This is a genomic window from Methylosinus sp. LW4 (genome assembly GCF_000379125.1).
In the GTDB taxonomy this organism is placed as follows: Bacteria; Pseudomonadota; Alphaproteobacteria; order Rhizobiales; family Beijerinckiaceae; genus Methylosinus.
Window position 1 is genome coordinate 1 of sequence record NZ_KB900626.1, and the last position, 1913, is coordinate 1913.

Sequence of the window (1913 nt, forward strand, 5' to 3'; positions counted from 1 at the left end):
CCTCCTCATTCTCGGTGGCGGCCTCGATCACGAGGTGCATAACTTCGTATAGCATACATTATACGAAGTTATCGAGCTATAATGTATGCTATACGAAGTTATGCACCTCGATAACGATAACTTCGTATAATGTATGCTATACGAAGTTATACACCATAATAGATCGGAAGAGAAAGAGTACATAACTTCGTATAATGTATGCTATACGAAGTTATCGACCTAGGTGCATAACTTCGTATAGCATACATAACTTCGTATAATGTATGCTATACGAAGTTATGCATCTAGCGATAACTTCGTATAATGTATGCTATACGAAGTTATACACTCTTTCCCTACACGGTCGATAACTTCGTATAATGTATGCTATACGAAGTTATACACTCTTGGTTGAACTCCAGTCACATAACTTCGTATAATGTATGCTATACGAAGTTATGCGGTCGTCTGAACTCCAGTCACATAACTTCGTATAATGTATGCTATACGAAGTTATGCGGTCCATAACTTCGTATAATGTATGCTATACGATAACTTCGTATAATGTATGCTATACGAAGTTATGCACTCTTTCCCTACACTAGGTGCATAACTTCGTATAGCATACATTATACGAAGTTATGTGACTGGAGTTCAGAGGTGCATAACTTCGTATAATGTATGCTATACGAAGTTATGCACCTCTAGATCGGAGAGGTGCATAACTTCGTATAGCATACATTATACGAAGTTATGTGAAGAGCACACGGTCTGAACTCCAGTCACATAACTTCGTATAATGTATGCTATACGAAGTTATAACTAGATACATAGTCACGATAACTTCGTATAGCATACATTATCACGATAACTTCGTATAATGTATGCTATACGAAGTTATACACTCTTTCCCTACACGAATCTAGGTGCATAACTTCGTATAGCATACATTATACGAAGTTATGCACCTAACTCCAGTCACATAACTTCGTATAATGTATGCTATACGAAGTTATGCGGTCGATAACTTCGTATGCTATACGAAGTTATACACTCTTTCCCTACTCCGATCTGGTGCATAACTTCGTATAGCATACATTATACGAAGTTATCGACCTCGTGTAGGGAAAGAGTGTATAACTTCGTATAGCATACATTATACGAAGTTATGCACCTAGGTGCATAACTTCGTATAGCATACATTATACGAAGTTATCGACCATAGGGAAAGAGTGTATAACTTCGTATAGCATACATTATACGAAGTTATCGAGGTGCATAACTTCGTATAGCATACATTATACGAAGTTATACTAGGTGCATAACTTCGTATAGCATACATTATACGAAGTTATCGACCCGATCTAGATCGCTAGTGCATAACTTCGTATAGCATACATTATACGAAGTTATGTGACTGGAGTTCAGATCGGAAGAGCACACGTCTAACTCCAGTCACATAACTTCGTATAATGTATGCTATACGAAGTTATGGCTAGGTGCATAACTTCGTATAGCATACATTATACGAAGTTATCGCCGTGTGACCTGTTAGGGAAAGAGTGTATAACTTCGTATAGCATACATTATACGAAGTTATCGACCTAGATCGGAAGAGGTGTAGGGAAAGAGTGTATAACTTCGTATAGCATACATTATACGAAGTTATCGACCTAGAGGCATAACTTCGTATAGCATACATTATACGAAGTTATCGTCTAGGTCGATAACTTCGTATAATGTATGCTATACGAAGTTATACACTCTTTCCCTACACGATGGGTGCATAACTTCGTATAGCATACATTATACGAAGTGTGTGCTCTTCCGATCTGAACTCCAGTCACATAACTTCGTATAATGTATGCTATACGAAGTTATGCTCCAGGCGTTGGCAGACGTCGACCAGCGGCGCGACGGCGTTGCCGAGCCGC